This is a genomic window from Pseudomonas sp. LARHCG127 (assembly GCF_052871455.1).
In genome coordinates, this window is the sequence record NZ_JBIXJT010000003.1 from 523826 (window position 1) to 540941 (window position 17116).

Annotated in this window: 6 protein-coding genes and 2 pseudogenes; 1 reads left to right on the forward strand and 7 read right to left on the reverse strand. The window is 63.0% G+C overall.

Annotated features, from left to right (window positions below; all coding sequences use genetic code 11):
* Positions 1 to 21 precede the first annotated feature (21 nt).
* The 3 genes from ACIPQ1_RS08050 to ACIPQ1_RS08060 are packed head-to-tail and all read right to left on the reverse strand — an operon-like array spanning position 22 to position 5623.
* Entirely contained in the window at positions 22 to 3096 is a 3075-nt protein-coding gene (locus tag ACIPQ1_RS08050; RefSeq protein WP_446533908.1) for an efflux RND transporter permease subunit, read from the reverse strand.
* Positions 3093 to 4196 (reverse strand): efflux RND transporter periplasmic adaptor subunit, encoded by a 1104-nt coding sequence (locus ACIPQ1_RS08055; protein WP_446533909.1) that lies wholly within the window; start codon positions 4194 to 4196, stop codon positions 3093 to 3095. The genes ACIPQ1_RS08050 and ACIPQ1_RS08055 overlap by 4 nt, the downstream gene beginning before the upstream one ends.
* On the reverse strand, positions 4193 to 5623 hold the full coding sequence (locus ACIPQ1_RS08060) for an efflux transporter outer membrane subunit (protein WP_446533910.1): 1431 nt from the start codon (positions 5621 to 5623) through the stop codon (positions 4193 to 4195). The genes ACIPQ1_RS08055 and ACIPQ1_RS08060 overlap by 4 nt, the downstream gene beginning before the upstream one ends.
* 298 nt (positions 5624 to 5921) lie before the next feature.
* Here ACIPQ1_RS08060 and ACIPQ1_RS08065 point away from each other — a divergent pair, with 298 nt between their 5' ends.
* Complete coding sequence (locus ACIPQ1_RS08065; RefSeq protein ID WP_411384834.1) at positions 5922 to 7262, forward strand: diaminobutyrate--2-oxoglutarate transaminase family protein; 1341 nt, start codon at positions 5922 to 5924, stop codon at positions 7260 to 7262.
* 556 nt (positions 7263 to 7818) lie between these two features.
* Here ACIPQ1_RS08065 and ACIPQ1_RS08070 read toward each other — a convergent pair.
* The 4 genes and pseudogenes from ACIPQ1_RS08070 to ACIPQ1_RS08085 form a co-directional block, all read right to left on the reverse strand.
* Positions 7819 to 9021: pseudogene (locus ACIPQ1_RS08070) on the reverse strand (ABC transporter permease); the annotation flags it as partial.
* A 68-nt stretch (positions 9022 to 9089) separates the two neighbouring features.
* A pseudogene (locus tag ACIPQ1_RS08075) lies at positions 9090 to 9777 on the reverse strand (ABC transporter ATP-binding protein); the annotation flags it as partial.
* Positions 9778 to 9779: 2 nt separating this feature from the next.
* A complete protein-coding gene (gene macA, locus ACIPQ1_RS08080) occupies positions 9780 to 10931 on the reverse strand; it encodes a macrolide transporter subunit MacA (RefSeq protein ID WP_446533911.1) in 1152 nt (383 codons plus the stop codon).
* A gap of 78 nt (positions 10932 to 11009) precedes the next feature.
* Positions 11010 to 17116, reverse strand: a 6107-nt coding sequence (locus tag ACIPQ1_RS08085; protein ID WP_446533912.1) for an amino acid adenylation domain-containing protein, incomplete at its 5' end; no start/stop codon positions are given.

Below are 17116 nucleotides of genomic sequence, written 5' to 3' on the forward strand. Positions count from 1 at the left end.
TGGGGGAATATTGTTTCCCCCTCAACCCTCCCCCGCCACACCGGCTTCCACTGATGTTCGAGTGCGACGCTTCAACCATTCCAACGCATCGTCCACGTAAGTGAAAATCACCGGTACCACCAGCAGGCTCAACAGCGTCGATGTCAGCAAACCACCCATGACCACCACCGCCATCGGCTGTCTGAAACTCGGGTCTTCACCCATTCCCATTGCGGTCGGCAACATCCCGGCGCCCATCGCAACGGTCGTCATCAGGATCGGGCGGGCACGTTTGTGGCAAGCATCCACCAACGCATCGTATCGACCCAGGCCATAATCGCGGCGGGCCATGATGGCGTACTCCACCAACAAAATGGAGTTTTTGGTCACGATGCCCATCAGCATCAACAAGCCGATGACCGATGGCAGGGAAAAACTGAAATTACAGATCAGCAAGGCCAATAACGCGCCGCCCAGCGAGAGCGGCAGCGCCGAAAGAATCGTCGCCGGTTGCAAGAAGTCGTGGAACAGCAACACCAGGACCGAATAGATACAAAACACGCCAATGGCCATGGCCAGGCCGAAGCTGGCGAACAGTTCCGTCATCAACTGCAGTTCGCCCTGCTCCACCAACTTCACTTCGGCTGGCAAGTTGCGCATCACCGGCAGTTGGCGGGCCTCGGCCATGACCTCACCCAGGTTGCGACCATTGAGTCCTACAGACAGGGTGACATTGCGCAGGCGGTCCAGCCGGCTGATTTGCGCCGGCCCGCTGCCCATGCTGATGTCCCCCAACGAGGCCAGGGCGACCTGGCCGTCTCGTCCGGTTACCCGCAATTGGCTGATCGCCTGCAAGTCGTCGCGCAACAGCGAATCCATGCGCACCCGCACGTCCACTTGGCGCTGGGACAAATTGATCTTGCCCAGTTGCGAGGAGTATTCGCCATAAGTCGCCATGCGCAAGGTATCGGCGATGTCCTGGCTGGTGATGCCCAGTTCCGCTGCCCGGGCAAAATCCGGTCGCATCTGGATCTCCGGTCGTTGCAAGGCGCTACTGGACGAGACATTGCCGATCCCGCGCAGCTCACGTAACTGGGGCTCAAGGGCGCTTGCCGTACGTTCGAGCAGATCGCCGTCATCGCTGGCAAGGACGATATTGAGCTTCTCTCCGCTGCCATCGCCGCCCACGTTGATGCGCACGCCCGGGAGTGTGCGCAACACCTGGCGCATCTGCGCTTCCACCTCCACCTGCCTGCGATCGCGGGCATCCCGGGGTGCAAGTTCCACCGTCAGGACCGCATCGCCAGCGCCGGTGATATCGGCAGGGCTCGAGCCGGAACTGCTGGCGGTCCCCACCGAGCTGAACACATGCGTAACGTCAGGAAGCTCACGCAGCCGCTCGCTGGCCTGCAAGGCCATTGCGCTGGTGTGTTCCAGCGTCGTTCCTGGCGGCAGCTCCAATGTGACTTTGCTGCGGCCGGTGTCCTGGGCTGGCAGGAAACTGGTGGGCAGCAAGGGCACCAACGCCAGAGCTGCGACAAAGCACAGGCCGGCCAGAGCCATCGTTGTCTTGCGCCGAGTCAGGCTGACGTGAATCCAGCCCAGGTAACGGGTCATCAACGAGCTGTCATGGTCGGCTTCGTTCCTTGCCTTGAGGAAATAAGCCGCCATCATCGGCGTCAGCAGCCGCGCCACCAGCAGTGAGAACAGCAGCGCAACCGACGCCGTCACACCGAACTGGCGGAACAGCTTCCCGGCGACCCCCCCCATGAACGCTGTGGGCAGGAACACCGCGACCAGGGTGACCGTCGTGGCGAGCACTGCCAGGCCGATTTCATCCGCGGCCTCGGTGGCGGCCTGAAGCGGGGTCTTGCCCATGCGCAAATGCCGCGCGATGTTCTCGATCTCGACAATGGCATCGTCCACCAGCACACCGATGACCAACGCCAGGGCCAACAACGAAACAGCGTTGAGGGTAAACCCGGCCAGGTACATCACGCCGAAAGTGGGGATGATCGACAGCGGCAACGCCGTGGCGACGATGAGCGTGGCGCGCCAGTCCCGCAGGAACCACCAGACCACCAGCACCGCCAACAGCATGCCTTCGTACAGCAAATTCATCGAGTCGTGATAGTTGGCGAGCACGGCCTTGACCGTGTCACTGACCTCAACGATTTGCACGTTGGGGTGCTGTTTCTCAAACGTGGCCATGGCCTGCCGCACGTCATTGGCGACGCCGACATCGGAGAATCCCAGGGAACGCGTGACCTGGAAACCGATCACCGGCCGGCCATCGCGAAACGCCCGCGAGCTACGTTCGGCATGGGTGTCACGAATGTCGGCCAACTGCCCCAGGGCAAGCAGGCGCCCGTCGCCACTGGGAATATCGATAGCGCCGAGGGCCGCCGGATCATCAATGGCGCCCAAGGTGCGCATGGCTTGCTGACCGCTGCCCAGGTTGCCCTGTCCACCGGAATTGTCCTTCTGCATGGCCCGCAGCTGGTTGGCGACGTCCGTGACGCGGATGCCCAGGCCCGCCATCAGCGCAGGGTCGAGATCGACCTGGACTTCCCGATCGACCCCGCCCGTACGCGCGATCATGGCCACCCCGGGCACCGCCAGCAGCTGTTTGCTCAGCTCATTGTCGACGAACCAGGACAAGGCCTCTTCATCCAGGTTGTCGGAGTCGATGACATAGGTGAGCAACGCCGAGGCGCTGGTGGTCAGTCGGGAAACCGACGGTGTGTCGAGGTTCGCCGGCAGTTGCGCCATGGCGCTGTCGACCGCGTTGCGCACTTCATTGAGCGCCTCGTTGCCATCCTTGTCGATGTCAAAGCTGACGTTGATGTTGACGGCACCGTCGGTGATGCTCGTCGTCACGTGCTTGAGCAGGCGCAGGGACGTCAGCTTGTCCTCGATCTTGCGCGCCACTTCCGTTTCCAGTTGCTCCGGGGCCGCCCCTTCCAGCGAGGCGCTGATCACCACCATCGGCAGGTCCATGTCAGGGAAATCCTGGATGGCGAGCTTTTCAAAACCCGACAGGCCAAAGAGCGTCAGCAGGATGAACAGCATGACGGCTGGGACCGGGTGACGGATCGACAAGGCTGAGATGTTCATGGCTGGGCGACCTGGGATTGGACGAGGGTCACGCTCGCGCCATCGTTGAGGAACGCACCGCCGGCACGCACGATGCGCGCAGGCTCATCGAGACCACTCAGTATCTCCACGGCCTGATGCATGCGTCGGCCGACCACCACCGGCCGCTGGACAACGCGCATGTCGTCATTGAGCGTGAATACATAGGAGCGCCCGTCCCGCAGGATGACGGCAGTGTCTGGCACCGTGACAGCCTCGCGCGGCGCCAGCTCGATCTGGCCACTGGCATACATGCCGGCCTGGGCGGCGCTGTCGATTGGCAGGGAGACGTAGATCAATCCTCGGCGAGTCTTGGTATCCAGCGTAGGCGACACCAGCCGCACGCGCCCTTCCAGGCTCTGGCCGTCAGGCAATGTCATACGGGCGACCTGGCCAGGCTGCACGTGGGCCAGTTGACGGGCATCCAGCTCGGCCTGCCATTCGATGCGGCCGTCGCGCACCATGCGAAACAGCTCGTCGCCGGCAGAGAGCACCTTGCCGAGCAACGCCGTGCGCGCCGAAATGATGCCATCGTCCACGGCGACGATGCGGGTTTGTCCAAGCCTGATCCGCGTACTCTGCAATTCGGCACGGGCGCTGGCGAGGTCAGCCTCGGCGAGCGCGACCTTGATGCGATAGTCTTCGCGTTGTTGTTCCGACAGCGCCCCGCCCTGTCCGACGACCCGGGCACGACGATCATTGGAACGGGCCTGCTCCAGATTGGCATCGGCCTGGGCAACGAGCGCCTTCTGTTTGTTTTCCTCGGCAACCACTGTGTCGCTGGCGAGCGTGGCCAGTAATTGGCCTTTCTTTACCCGGCTGCCCACATCGGCCTCGATGCTGGCGATGCGCAGGTTGCTGGTCTCGGCGTTGATCACCGCTTCCTGCCAGGGGGCGAGAGCGCCATTGGCAAACAGCAATTGCGGCCAGACCTGGCGTTGCGCCTGGACGACTTCCACGCTCAAGCTGCTGACCCGGGGCGCGGCCTCGGCCGGCTCAGCGCCCCGGCGAAAATAAATCAACGCCGCCACGATCGCGCACACGACGATTGCCAACGCGAATTTGCCCGGTCTCGACCTCACGCGCCGTCTCCGCCCGATGCCCGACTCCGCGCCAGGGGCTGATCGACCTGCCAGCCGCCTCCCAACGCCTTGTACAGGGCAATCCAGTAGCGCACTTGATCCTGCTGCAAGGTGATCAATTCAATCTCGGCGGTCAGCGCCTGGCGGCGGGCGGTTTCCCGGTCCAGCAGGCTGACGTTGCCCGCCCGCCAACCGCGGTCGATAGCCTCGAAAGACTCACGGAACCCCGCGGTGGAACGTTCCACATCCAACTCCCGGCGACGTGCCGCATCGAGACGCACCAACGCCTGCTCCACTTCCATCACACCGGTACGCAGCGTTTGGCGATAGACCGCCAGAGCCGCTTCATACGAGGCCTTGGCACCCTCCGCCGCCGCGCGACGCTGGCCGCCATCGAACAGCGGAATCGACAGTACCGGGCCCAAGGACCAGGAGCGGTTGCGCTGACCGACCATGGTGCCCACGGAAATGGTCCCGGAAAGACTCAAGCTCGGCAGGCGATCAGCCTGGGCGACGCCAATCTCGGCATTCGCCGCTGCCAGCTCTCGTTCACTGGAAGCGACGTCCGGGCGCTGGCGCAGCAAGTCGGCCGGAATCTGTTGCACATTGAGTGCTGCCGGTTGCGGCAGTTGCGCCGGTGTGTGGCCGAGCACATCCAGCAATCGACTTTCATCGCTGCCTGTCAGCGCCACCAGACTCTTGAGCAGCACCTGGCATTCGCTCTGCTGCTGGACCAGTGTCGCGGCGCTGCTGGCGGCACTGGCATCGGCCAGCGCCGCGTCGGCGGAGGACGTGAAGCCCGCCCCGAACGACTGGTGCGTCATGCGTGCAGTGTCTTGTTGTGACTGGGCCTGGTCACGGTAGGCCAGTGCCAACTTCTGGCAGCCGCGGTATTGCACGTAGTAATCACCGACTTGGGCCGCCAGCGACACCCGCGCGTCATGCCAGTCATCCACCCGTGCTTCGACGCGGGAGCTGGCCGCTTCATTGTTGCGGCGCAACTTGCCGAACAGATCGAGCTCCCAAGCGGCATCCATCGTGGCCGAAGAACCTGAGCCCCCCAGGCGTTCAGAGCCGGTCTGCTGGCCGCCTCGACCACCGGACAACCTGCCATCGAACTTGGGCAAGGCATCGGCGGCGTCACTGTCGGCGGTCGCACGGGCCAGGGAAATATTGGCCCAGGCCTGGTCCATGGACGGGCTATCGGCTTCGGCCAGGCGCAACAGTTCGGCCAACGCCGGGTCATCGAATTGCTGCCACCAGTCAGTCAACCCGGCCACGGACGCACCATGTGGCACCGGTGCCTGCCACTTGGCGGCAATCGGAACGTCTGGCACCCGATAGTCAGGGCCCAATACGCAGCCACTCAAGGCCACCGCACACAGTGTCACCAGTAATATGCTCGGTGGGGGCTTGAAGACATGCATAGCGTTCTCTAAGGGGTGTCTACAGGTGAAAACACAGCAAGGCACCCGGCACCGGCACAGCTCAGGGAGGTGGCAGATTATTAACGATGGCTTGATGAGGCTCGTGTGGCAGTTATTTAACCGCGCGCCCGTTCCGATGTCTGGCGTGGAAATTGGGGACAGCTGCCGGCAGGAAAACTCGCGATAAAGACGGGGGCCTGTTGAAATGATCTCGACCTGCCCAGTAATGGCTGCACTTGCTGTCGAGCATGAATGGCCCCCGCTCGGTTCACTTTCCATCGCCAATGGATGATCGAATATGGAAGCACTCACTTACCTCGAAAACATCGAGTCGAACGCACGCACTTATGCGCAGACTTTCCAGCGACTGTTCGTCAGCGGCAAGGGCATGCGTATCAAGGACGCCAGCGGCCAGGAGTTCCTCGATTGCCTGTCGAACGCCGGGACACTGGCCCTCGGGCACAACCCGCCCGAAGTCCGGGATGCGGTGATGCGCTTCCTCGACAGCGACCACCTGCAGCAGGCACTGGACTTGGCCACGCCGGCCAAACACGCGTTCGTGCAGGAGCTGTTCTCGATGCTGCCGGCGAAAATGCGCGACACCAGCAAGATTCTCTTCTGCGGGCCCAGCGGTTCGGATGCCGTCGAGGCCGCCATCAAGTTGGCCCGCCACTACACCAAACGCTCGCCCTTGATGGCGTTCCACGGCGGCTACCATGGGATGACGGCCGGCGCACTGTCGGCGATGGGCAAGCTGTCTCCCAAGACCGGCGACGGCATGATTGCCCAAGGCACGCACTTTCTGCCCTTCCCCTATCGGTTTCGATGCCCGTTCGGCACGAATGGCGAACACACCGATCAACTGTCCATCGACTACATCCGTACCGTCCTCTCGGACCCCGAAGGCGGCGTCGCCAAACCGGCGGCGGTCATCGTCGAGGTGGTGCAAGGCGAAGGCGGTTGCATCCCGGCTTCGGCCAACTGGCTGCGGGCCCTGCGGGAAATCACCCTGGAGCAGGACATCTTGCTGATCGTCGACGAAGTCCAGACTGGCCTGGGACGCACTGGCAGCACCTTCGCCATCGAGCACGCCGGCATCGTCCCCGACATCCTGGTGCTGTCCAAAGCCATCGGCGGTGGCTACCCATTGGCGGTGATCGTGTATGCCGAACACTTGGATACCTGGGGGCCTGGCATGCATGCGGGGACCTTCCGCGGCAATCAGGTGGCAATGGTTGCCGGCGCCGCGACCATGCAGCAAATCCGCAGAGACCATCTCGTCGCCCATGCCGCGCGGATGGGCGAGCGCCTGGAGAGCGGCCTGCAGGACATCGCACAGCGTTGTCCATTCATCGGCGACATCCGTGGGCGCGGGTTGATGATCGGCGTGGAAATCACCCAGCCGGCAGACAATCAGCGCGCCGGCCAGGCTGACGGCGCACGTGCACATGCCATCAAGCTCAACTGTTTCGACAACGGCTTGATGATGGAAACCGGCGGGCGCCATGGCGCAGTGCTCCGGTTCCTGCCGCCCCTGACCATCACCGAGACCGAGGTCGGCATGGTGCTGGACCGCTTCGAACAGGCGGTGAAGAAGGTTGGCGAAACACGCTCCCATGCAGCACGCGTGGCGGTATAAGCCGCCAGGCACAATTCCTGTGGCGAGGGAGCTTGCTCCCGCTGGGTCGCGGAGCGGCCCCAACACGGTCGACTCCATCAACCAGACGGACCGAGCTGCCAGGGTTTAGGGCCGCTTCGCAGCCCAGCGGGAGCAAGCTCCCTCGCCACAGGTTCCATGCCTGGCCTCAAGTTCCATATCTGGCTTCATGCTTGACCATCACCGAGACCGAGGTCGGCATGGTGCTGGACCGCTTCGAACAGGCGGTGAAGAAGGTTGGCGAAACACGCTCCCATGCAGCATGCGTGGCGGTATAAAGCGCCAGGCACAATTCTTGTGGCGAGGGAGCTTGCTCCCGCTGGGTCGCGAAGCGGCCCCAACACGGTCGACTCCATCAACCAGACGGACCGAGCTGCCAGGGTTTAGGGCTGCTTCGCAGCCCAGCGGGAGCAAGCTCCCTCGCCACAAGTTCTATGTCTGGCCACAGGTTTCATGCCTGGCTCAGGTTCCATGTCCGGCTTCAGGTTCCGTGCCTGGCTTCAGGTTCCATGCCTGGCTTCGAGCCCGGCAGCCCGGCTCAATCCCGCGCCAATGCATTGATCGGATCGAGCCGCGCGGCATTGCGCGCAGGCACGAAGCCGAACACGACTCCGATCAGGGTCGAACAGACGACAGCGGTGATGATCGAGCCCACCGAGAACACCATCTGCCACTCCTTGACGAAGATCGAAAAGACGTAGCCGATACCAAACGACAAGGCGATACCAATCATCCCCCCCATCAGGCACACCATCACCGCCTCCACCAGGAACTGCTGGCGGATGTCCGACTGGCGTGCACCGACGGCCATGCGGATACCGATCTCGCGGGTACGTTCGGTCACCGAGACGAGCATGATATTCATCACACCGATGCCACCGACCACCAGCGAAATAATTGCGATCAACGAGAGCAGCAGCGCCAGGGACTGGCTGGTCTTCTGCACTGTTTGCATCACACTGTCGAGGTTGTAGGTGAAAAAGTCCTTGATGCCATGGCGTTGGGTCAGGAGCTTGACGACGTGGTCTTCTACGATTTTGCTCGGTTGACCATCCTTTATCCGCACCGTAACGCTGTCCAGGAAGCGCTGGCCCAGCAATCGGCCGGCCGCCGTCTCATAGGGCATCCATACATTCAGGTTCTTGTTGGTGTTGAACACGCTTTTGCGGTCTTCGGTCACGCCGATGATCGTACAAGGCAGGTTGTCGATGAGAATCACCTTGCCCAACGGATCACTGTTCGGGAACAGTCGCTGGCGGGTATTGTGGTCGATCACCACCACTTGTGACTGGCGCCGGGCATCGTCCTTGCTGAACGCGACGCCGGAGCCGATCTTGATCCCACGAACCTGGAAATAGCTCTCGCTGACACCGTTGACGGTCGCATTGATGTCGATGTTTTCGAACCGCAAGAGCAGATTGCGGCCAACGTTGGGCGTCGCGCTGTCGATGTAATACTGGTCGCTCAAGGCCGTGACGTCGGACAGCACCAGGGTTTCGATAGCGGTCGAGCGACTGTCCCCCCAGTCAGCCCCAGGCATGATTTCGATCGTATTACTGCCAATCGCCTGGATATCCTTCAGGACATACGCCTTGACCCCTTCGCCGATGGCCACGATCGAAACCACCGAAGTGATACCGATAATGATGCCCAACATGGTCAACAGGGTGCGCATTCGATGCGAGATCAGCGCCACCCAGGCCATATTGAACGCTTCGCTGAACAAGCCGAAGCTGGCGCGCAGTCCGTTCACCGGCTTGACCTTGGCCGGACGTGTGCCTTGCGGCGACTGATCCTCCAAGGGTTGTTGCGGATTGGGCCGATCACTGACGATCTCGCCGTCGCGGATCTCGATGATGCGCTGGGCGTGGGCCGCCACTTTCTCATCGTGGGTCACGATGATGACCGTGTGCCCCGCCCGGTTGAGCTCCAGCAGGATCTTCATCACTTCCTTGCCGCTGGTGGTGTCCAACGCACCGGTGGGTTCGTCCGCCAGAATGATGTCGCCGCCGTTCATCAGGGCCCGGGCGATACTCACCCGCTGCTGCTGGCCACCCGAAAGCTGGTTGGGCCGATTGCTCAAATGCCCCATCAACCCCAGGCGTTTCAGCAGCTCTCCGGCACGGCTGTGCCGTTGCGACTCGGCGGCGCCGGCATAAATCGCCGGCATCTCGACGTTGTGCAAGGCGCTCAGGTGCGGCAGCAAATGGTAGCGCTGGAAAATGAAACCAAAGTGATCACGACGCAACACCGCCAGTTCACGGTCGTTCATCGAACCGGTTTCGCGCCCATCCACCTTGTAGCTACCGGCGCTCGGGTGGTCGAGGCAGCCAAGCACGTTCATCAGGGTCGATTTGCCGGAGCCGGACGCCCCGGTAATCGCAACCACCTCGCCGGCATTGATCGTCAGGTTGATGTCCTTGAGGGCGATGAAGGCCTTTTCGCCGGCCTGGAAGCTGCGGGTGATGCCCTTGAGTTCCAGCAATGGTTGGGTCATGGTCAGGCTCCCGCCACGGCCGGGATCGGCTCGCCGATGACGACCTTGTCACCCTCAGCCAGGCCATCCTTGATCTCGACCCTGACGTTGTTGTTGATGCCCATGTTCACATTACGCGGCTGGGCCTTGCCTTCGGCATCCAGCACACGGATCACGTAGCTGCCATCCTGGTTTTTCGCACCCAGGGCGGCGACGGGAACCGTCAACACGTCCTTGGCCTTGTCGAGGACGATACGGACCTGGGCCGTCATGGAAATGCGCAGGCGATGGTCAGGGTTAGGCACGTCGAAGAGGCTGTTGTAGAACACCGCGGTATTTTGCTTGGCCGTCCCGGCGTTCTGGGTTTCGAGGAAGTTCTGCGGCGCCGGTTCAGTGCCGCGCAGCTTGGCGTAATAACGCTTTTCCGATTCCCCCAGGATGGTGAAATACACTTCTTGGCCAGGCACTATGTGGATCACGTCGGCTTCCGACACCTGCGCCTTGACCGTCATGGTGTCGAGGTCGGCGAGCTTGAGCAGGACCGGCGCCAGTTGCTCGGCGATCACGGTCTGGCCTTCCTGCGTCACGACCCCGACCACGTAGCCATCGATCGGCGCAACGATATGGGTGTAGGCCAGGTTGACCCGCGCGGTTTCCACTTGGATGCGGGCGTCTTTTATCTGCGCATTGAGGGAGAGCAGGTTCGCCTCTTCCACCCTGTAGTTGGACTCGGCGGTCTCGTATTCCTGCTTGGAGATCGCGTCGTCCGGTTGCAGTTTCTTGTAGCGATCATAGGTGGCCTTGGCGTCCTTGAGTTGCGCCGCCGTGGCCTGCCGCTTGGCCACCAGGTTCTCCTCGTTGACCAGGGCCTGGCGCAAGGAGTTCTGCGCCAGCATCGGATCGATTTCCGCCAGCCACTGGCCCTTCTTGACTTTGTCACCCAACTTGACCTTGAGCGACTTCAGTTGGCCCGACACTTGGGCTCCGACGTCGACCTGCTTGACGCCCTGGAGCGTGCCGGACGCCAATACCGCGTTTTCGATGTCCGTGCGTTCGACCATGGCGGTCAGGTACTCCGGCGGTTTGCCCGGCGATTGCGCGCTGTAGAAAATCAGACCGGCCACCACGACCAGGACGAGCACGATAGCGATTTTTCGAAACTTCGACTTTTCCATAAATAACCATGAGTGCGTTGATTTCAGGCCCGGCCAGCGTGGCGCCGGGTTCCATGGATGTGCGTCAAGGAAGAGCCGTCATACGTAATCACTGGCGGCCTCCTCGTCGAGCATGGGCAGGCCGTCTTGCCACCAGGCTGCCAGGTTGTGTACGTGGGGGGCCTTGAGGATCGTGAAGTGGTTGCCCGGACCGTACCAGATGCTGAGGTCAGGGATATGCTTGCGCCATCCTTCGATCATTTGCTCCTGTTCGCGTTTATTGCCGGCTGTGTCCAGGGTTGGATCATTGGCCAGCACCAACCGCACCGGCCCGGTGTAGCGGTGTTGCGGTTGATAGACCGTGCGCAGGGCCGTGCCGAAGGCCCGCGCCGGACCGCGCATGGCATCCACCGCCGAGCGCTGCGGCAGCATGCCGGCCCGAACCATGCCGGCATGCAGCAAGCGCATCTGCGCGGTATCGTCCTGGGTGCCGAAGACCGTGGCATCGATGCCCAAGGACTTGCCGGACGCCAACTGCATCGCCTCGATCAGCCGATTCAGCACCCCCGTCGCGGTGTAGGGCTTGCCCACCACGCCGTTGCCGCCCGGCGACTCACTGTCGATCAGCGTCAACGAGGCCACCTTGCGACCCCGAGCATTCAGGCGGGCCGCCATCTCGAACACGATCCAACCACCGAAGGAATGGCCGAGCAGATGCACCGGCCCCTCCGGTTGTACCTTGTCGATTGCGTCGAGATATGCCTGGGCGGCGGTTTCCACGAGACTGAAAGGCTCGGTGCTGCCGTCCAGTCCACGGTGTTGCAACCCGTGGATAGGCCATTCCGGACCGAAGGCGTCGGTCAGCCCGATAAAACCGGTCACGCTGTCGCCAGCCCCCGGCACGCAGAAGATCGGCGCCCGGTCGGCACGTCCGCCCTGGATCGTCAGCAGTGGCTGGTAACGGTTCTTCGGCGCAGGCGTTGGTCGTGCCGCGACGGTGCCCAGTGCATCGCTGATGGCTTGGCCCAATGCCTTGACCTGTGGGGCCTGCATCATCGTCTGGTGGTTGCCCGGGACCTTGACGCAGTGCATTTGCGTCGTGGGCAGGACAGCGTCCCAACCCAGGTAGCCGGAATGCTCGGGTGCATCGTCCTTGCGTTCCTCGGCTATCAACAGGTGCACCGGTACGGAAATCGGATACACCCGGTAATGGGCCAGGGCATGACCGTGGGCGACCTCGCGATCCAGGTACTGCCAGAGCTGGGCCGCGTTGTAGCCGGCCAGCTCAGGGGGCAGCAGGCCTTCGTCACCACACAGTTGCACCAGGTCTTCCAATGCGAAATCGTTCAATCGGGTCTGCAGATGGGCCAGTTTTTCGAGCACCGACGCCAGGTCAGCCTCAGCCAATGTGCCGGCCTTCCAGAACACTTCGCAGCGATCCAGCAAATGCCGTGTGTGGGCTTCACCCGGTGACCAGCGTTCCCTGCCCTGGTCCACCAACCGTGGCAGGTAGCTGTCGATCAGGCCGACGAATTCGACCTCTTCGTCCAGGCCAATGAGCTGGATGGCAATCTCGTAGGCCAGCACGCCGCCGAACGACCAGCCGGCCAGGCGATAAGGGCCCTGGGGCTGGACCGAGCGGATGACGCCCACCAGCCGCGAGGCCAGGCACTCCATCGTCTGCAGCTGTGACTCGCCCCACGGGATGGCCGGCAGGCCATAGACTGGAATATCCGGATCGATGTGTTTGCCCAGCATCGGGAAGTACAGATCCAGGCCGCTGAACTCATGCACCAGGAACAGCGGATTCTGCTGGCCGGTGGCGCGCACCGGTACAAAAGCCTCCTGCACCTGAATGTCGGTGGTGCGGGTCTGCAGCAACAAGGCCATGGACGCGACGCTTTCGTGCTGGAACAGCTCGGCCAGCGACACCGTCAGGTTGGCTTGGGCCAGCAACCCCAGCAAACGGACCGCCAGCAACGAATGCCCGCCCAGTTCGAAGAAATTGTCGTGGCGGCCGACCTGTTGCAGGCCCAGCACGTCTTGCCAGATCTGCGTCAACAGGGTTTCGACTTCGCCTTGCGGGGCCTCGTAGCCACGGCTGACGACGGCCTCCTGGCCCGGTGCCGGCAGCGCCCTGCGGTCGAGTTTGCCGTTGGCGGTCAGCGGCAATGTGTCGAGCCGCACGTATGCCGCCGGCACCATGTAGTCAGGCAGTTGCGCGTGCAAATACCCGCGCAGGTCTTCGATTGGCAGCACCTCCTCCACCGCGTGCTGGGTGAAGTACGCCACCAGGCGTTTCTCACCCGGAACGTCTTCACGCACCAGCACCACGACATCCTTGACGTCATCCTGCGCAGCCAACCGGGCTTCGATCTCGCCCAGTTCGATACGGAAACCGCGGATCTTCACCTGGTCGTCGTTACGCCCCAGGTAATCCACCGTGCCGTCCGCACGCCAGCGCGCCAGGTCGCCGGTGCGGTACAGCAACGCATCCGGATCGGCATTGAACGGGTCGGCGACGAACTTCTCGGCGGTCAGCCCAGGGCGATTCAAATACCCTTTCGCCACGCCGTCGCCACCGATGTACAACTCGCCCGCCACGCCGATGGGCACCGGTTGTTGATTGGCGTCCAGCACATAGACACGAGTGTTGCCAACCGGGCGACCAATCGGGATACCGCCCTCGCCCACGATTTTGATCTCGTGGGTGGTGGTGAAAGTGGTCGCTTCGGTCGGGCCGTAGCCGTTGAGCAGATGAGCCGGCGCGCCTTCTTTCAGGACGCGGCCGATCACCGCCGGGTCGAGCACGTCGCCGCCGACAATCAGGTAGCGCAATTGGGCGAACACCCTCATCAGCCCGGCGGCGTATTGATGGAACAGGCCGGCGGTCATCCACAACACGCTGACCGATTGTTCGAGCAACAGCGCGTGGAAATCCGCCTGGGACAGCAACACGTCCTGGTCGACCACCACCACGCAACCGCCATTGAGCAACGGTGCCCAGACATCGAGGGTGCTGGCGTCGAACGCCGGGTTGGAGGCGAAGGCGACCCGGTCCTGGGCGTTGAAATCGGCGTAGCCGTTGTTGATCACCAACCGGTTGATCGCCCGATGGGGAACCAGCACACCTTTCGGGGTGCCGGTGGAACCGGAGGTGTACATGATGTAGGCCACTGATTCGGAGCTTTGCACCAAACCAAGGTTATCGGTGGCGTCATTGAAGACCCGCGTATCCAGATCCACCCGTTGCGAAGCTTCAGGCGCTACCGTCGAGCTCAACGTCAGCACGACCTGCGCCCCACTGTCCTGCACCATGAACTGTTGCCGTTCCAGCGGCGCACTGACATCCAGCGGTACGTAGGCGGCGGCACACTTGAGGATCGCCAGTTGGCTGACCAGCAGCTCGATGGAGCGCTCCAGCCCAATCGCCACCCGATCGCCCGGTTGCACACCAAGGCCGACCAGATGACGGGCCAGGCGATTGGCCCGGCGGTTCAATTCGGCGTAGGTCAGGCTGTGGGCGTCGTGCACGACCGCAATGGCTTGCGGGCGTTCCTGGGCCTGAGCCTCGAACAGGCCGTGGACGGTCCTGTCCTGGGGATAGCGCCGGGTGGTGGCATTGAAATCCACCAGCACGTGTCGACGCTCGGCCGACGGCAGGATCGACACGCTGTTCAACGGGGTTTGCGGCGCTTGCTCCAACGCCTCCACCAGATGTTCCAGGGCAATGTTCATGTAGACACACATCCGTTGCGCACCGATCTGCGGCACCGCCAGCGCCGACACGCTGAAACCTTCGCCCAGGTCATCCACCGACAAGGTCAATGGATAGTTGGTGCGCTCTTCGCTGCCCAGGGCCTCGATGCCCTCCCAGGCGGCGAACGCCTCGCTCGAAGCCGTGCCCATTGCGCTGTGCCGATAATTGAGCAAGGCACTGAACAACGGCAGCGGCGCGGCGACGCCGCTGCAACGCTGGGCCAGGGACAACGAGGCGTGCTCGTGCCCCAGCAGATCGGTCAAGCGAGCGTGGGTGGCTTTCACCCCATCACGCACGCCTTGGGTACCGATATCCACTCGCAACGGCAACGTATTGATGAACATGCCCAGGGCACGGTCGGCCCCCTCGCCGCCCTGCATCCGCCCCATCAGCACGGTGCCAAGGACCACGTCCGGCTTGCCGGACACGATACTCAGGACCTGCGCCCAGGCCAGGTGATGCAGGCTCGCGGCGCTCACGCCCAGCTGACGGGCCTGGGCTCGCAGACGGCGGCTCAGGTCGGCGGCGAGGTTGAGTCCGGCGGCTTCGATATCGCTACCGTCGCCGCGCACGTCCAGCAAGCCGAACGGCAAGGTGGGTTCCTCGATGTCACCGAGCATGTCGCGGAAGAACCCTTCATGTTCCTCACGGCTCACGCCCAAGCGGGCCTGGGCCACGTAGTTGCGGAACGGCACCGCTGCGCCCAATTGGTCTGCGTGGCCCAGCAGGTGCGCCTGCATCTCGTGTTGCACCACTTCCAGCGCCGTGTGGTCGAGGGCCATGTGATGGAACAGCAGCATGGCGATCCAGCGCTGGTTGGCGGCATCATGGGTGAATGCCAGGCGCATCAGCGGTGCCTGGCGGACATCGAGACGCGCGTGTTGCCGGTCGAAACGTTCGAGCAATTGCGCGGTGACGTCATGGCCCGGTTGGAAAACACACTCCTCCAGAATCAGTTGTGCCTGGCGAACGACCACTTGCACGGGCTCGCGCAGACCTTCCCAGAGCACGGCGGTGCGCAAGATGTCGTGGCGGTCGATGACGCCTTGCAACGCGTCGACAAAGGCATCCAGCCGGGCGCGGTCCTTGAACTTGAAGGTGGCCTGCTGCACATAGAGATCACCCTGCTGCGAAGCCAGGTGGTGATACAGGATGCCTTCTTGCAGCGGCGCCAGGGCATAGATGTCTTGAACGTTACTGACGCCGCCCGGCACCGCCGCGACAACCTGTTCGATCTCCTCTTGAGTCAGATCGGCCAGCGGCAGCATGTCCGGCGTAATGCGTGCGCAACCGTGGGTAATGCCGTTGACCGGCACCACAATCTCCGTGGTCCCCCCTACGGCCGCCGCCAATGCCGCCAACGTCGGCTGACCGAACAGCACGCGCACATCGGCGCTCAGGCCCACCTGACGCATGCGTTCGATCAGCGTGACCGCCAGCAACGAGTGGCCGCCCAGTTCGAAGAAGTGGTCGTGACGCCCCACCCGCTCGACCTGGAGCAACTCGGCCCACAGCTGCGCCAGCGTCGTTTCGACGCTGCCCTGCGGTGCCTCGTAGTCGCGGGTAATCACCGCGTCCAGGTCCGGTGCCGGCAGCGCCTTGCGGTCGAGTTTGCCATTGGGCGTCAGCGGCAGTGCATCGCGCCGCACGTAGGCGGTCGGCACCATGTACTCCGGCAGTTGCCCTAGCAGATGGGTACGCAGGGCCTCGATATCCGCCATGTCATCCACTGAGTGCGGGGTGAAATAAGCCACCAGGCGTTTCTCGCCCGGCGCATCTTCACGGGCCAGCACCACGGCTTCCTTCACCGCCTCGTGTTGCGCCAATTTGGCTTCGATCTCGCCCAATTCGATGCGGAAACCACGGATCTTCACCTGGTCATCGTTGCGCCCCAGGTACTCGATGTTGCCGTCCGGCAGGTAACGACCCAGGTCACCGGTGCGGTACATCCGGGCATTCACCAAGTCGCTGAACGGATCCCGCAGGAAACGCTCGACGGTCAATTCCGGACGGTTCAGGTAACCCCGCGCCACCTGCACCCCGCCGATGTAAATCTCACCGGCCACGCCCAGGGGCGCCGGTTGTTGATGGTCATCGAGCAGGTAGATCCGCGTGTTGGCAATCGGCTTGCCGATGGGCGTGCTGTCCGGGGTGTCTGCCCCCGTGCAATCCCATGCCGTCACGTCCACCGCCGCTTCGGTCGGGCCGTACAGGTTGTACAGGCCAGTGCGGGGCAGCTGCGCCTTGAAGCGCCGCACCAGGTGCCCCGGCAAGGCCTCGCCGCTGCACATCACCCGCACCAGCCCCGCGCAGGCGCTCGCCTCGCCATGGGCCAGGAACACATCGAGCATCGACGGCACGAAATGCAGCGTGGTGATGCCTTGGGCCTGGATCACTTCGCGCAGGTACGCCGGGTCGCGATGCCCGCCCGGACGGGCCATCACCA